The sequence below is a fragment of the Pseudomonas sp. 05N434 genome (assembly GCF_056396965.1).
In genome coordinates this window covers 1-2,078 of sequence record NZ_JBFTMK010000713.1, presented here as the reverse complement: position 1 = coordinate 2,078, position 2,078 = coordinate 1, and the positions used below count along the sequence as shown (strand labels likewise).

The 2,078-nt window shown below is 59.3% G+C and carries 2 protein-coding genes and 1 pseudogene; 1 reads left to right on the top strand and 2 read right to left on the bottom strand.

All coding sequences use genetic code 11. The annotated features are described in order from the left end of the window. A partial coding sequence (locus AC1DLB_RS28465) for an alpha amylase C-terminal domain-containing protein (protein WP_477786132.1) occupies positions 1-293 on the top strand: 293 nt, incomplete at its 5' end. Between the two features lie 109 nt (positions 294-402). Here the strand turns inward: AC1DLB_RS28465 and AC1DLB_RS28460 are convergent. After that, a complete protein-coding gene (locus AC1DLB_RS28460; RefSeq protein ID WP_477743010.1) occupies positions 403-1,467 on the bottom strand; it encodes an autotransporter domain-containing protein in 1,065 nt (354 codons plus the stop codon). 426 nt (positions 1,468-1,893) lie between these two features. Continuing rightward, positions 1,894-2,078, bottom strand: a pseudogene (locus tag AC1DLB_RS28455) (endonuclease/exonuclease/phosphatase family protein); the annotation flags it as partial.

Sequence of the window (2,078 nt, the reverse complement as noted above, 5' to 3'; positions counted from 1 at the left end):
GCGACGACGCGATCAACAGCGTTTATGCCTGGCTACGCTGGAGCAAGGAGGGCAGGCCGGTATTGGTGGTGGCCAACTTCACCCCGGTGCCGCGTCAGTCCTACCGCGTCGGCGTGCCGTTTGCCGGGCGCTGGGTCGAGTTGATCAACAGCGACGCCGACACCTATGCCGGGTCCAATTACGGTAACGGTGGCGGGGTGTTCACCGAGGAAGAACCGAGCCATGGGCAGGCACTTTCCCTGGTGTTGAATTTGCCGCCGTTGGCGGTGTTGATTCTGCGACCGGAGGGTTGATCGAAAAGATCGCAGGCTTCGCCAGCTCCTGCAGGATCGGGACCGTCCCAGGTGGGCGGGACAACGTTGAACTGTAGGAGCTGCCGAAGGCTGCGATCTTTTGATTTTTTTACCAACGCATCCGCACCCCAAGGCTGCCAATCAACCCGTTCAAATCATTTTCAACCACATTGCTGCTGTAGTCGGCGCTGACATACAGGCTGACCGAAGGCGTCACTCTGGCCACCAACCCCAGACCCACGTCTACTGTCGATGAATTGCGACTGCTGCTGATTTTGTCGACCTGATCCAGGCTCACTGTGTTGCCCGTGTACACCGTGTGCCACAAATTGGTCCGCACATAGGGTTCGACCGGCAGGCCGTTGATATCGTAATTGCCTTTCAAGCGTGCACCGACCCGACCGCTCCAGGAGGTCAGGTCGCTGGACGAGGCGTTGCCTGACCCGGCATATGGCGTATCCAGCGTGATGCGTTGATTGATCAACTGCGCCTGGGGTTCAACCACCCAGTTGTCGCCCAGGCCAATCGGGAAACCACCTTCCACCGACACTGTCATCGCGCTGCCTTCGGTGGTTTGTCGCACGCCCTGGTCGTTGCGGCTAAAACCGCTGACCCGGCCGCCGCTGGCCGTCAAGTCGACGTGCCAGCCTTGCGCCCCGGTCAGGCTCCAGTAGGCACCCAGGCTTTGGCCTTGAAGGTTGAGCGTGTCATGGCTGGGGTCGGCGAGGGCGCGGCTGGTCAGCAGGCCGTTGTCGTTACCCTGGAATTGAGCGGTGCCGCCGATCAGTCCGACCCGTTGGGTACTACCGCTGTTGCTTTGCACGGTCAGGAGCGCCGGGCCTTTGAATTCGCTGGCTCCGGGGATCGTGCCCTGGGCCAGATAATCGGTTTGGGCCTGCCGCGACGTCGGGCCATAGACGTGGTCCCAGGCCAGGGGGGCGGCGTCTTCGATCGTCAGGCGTGAGCTGGGTAAGTCTGAGTTGACGCGTAAGCGGTCGGGATACGTGGCCAAGCCGAAGGGCAAGGTAATTGTCGGCAGTTGCTGGCTGTACCAGGGCGTTGTTTCGTCCTCGGCAGACGACGCTCGCACCTCCATGGATGAGCACAGCAGGAGTGAACCGGAGACGACGCAAAAAGTGAATTTTATCTCTTGTGGGGTGAATGAAGTTCTCATGGAGGTCTACCTTGCAATCGCATGCGTATCTCGCTGTGGCGTCTCTCCTACCCCGAATGAGGGGCGACCGAATGGATTGAGGCAAGGTCCGACCCGCCCGTTTTACGGGGGTCTGGAGGCTTGCCCCTGATGGATTTCCGGGGGTAGTAAGGACTAGCTAAGAAGACCGATGACGCTGCGTCAAGAAAATGGCCGATAAGTGGTACGGCTATTTCAGACTCTGTAAGTGACTGATTATTGGCGCTGATCTAAGTTGTTGTTTGTACGAAAAATCATCCTGAAAGGTGCAATCCAGACGTATTGGGTAGTGGGCTATCGGTTGCGTGACGGATGAACAGTGCAAAATCCATGAGCAAGTCCGTGACGTGATTACTGTCATTTTTTCTGCTTCAGGCTGCAGTTCTTGGCGCCTGTCGCTTGACGGTGTTACAGGCGTACCTCCACCGCCAGCGGCAAATGGTCCGACAGGTGCGTCCAGGGCTTGTAGCCGAGTATGCGCGGCTCATGACTGCTGGCATTGCGCAGGTAGATGCGGTCCAGGCGCAGCAGGGGAAACCGTGCCGGGTACGTTTTCGCCGGGCGGCCGTGGTGGCGTTGGCCGTGGTGGCGTT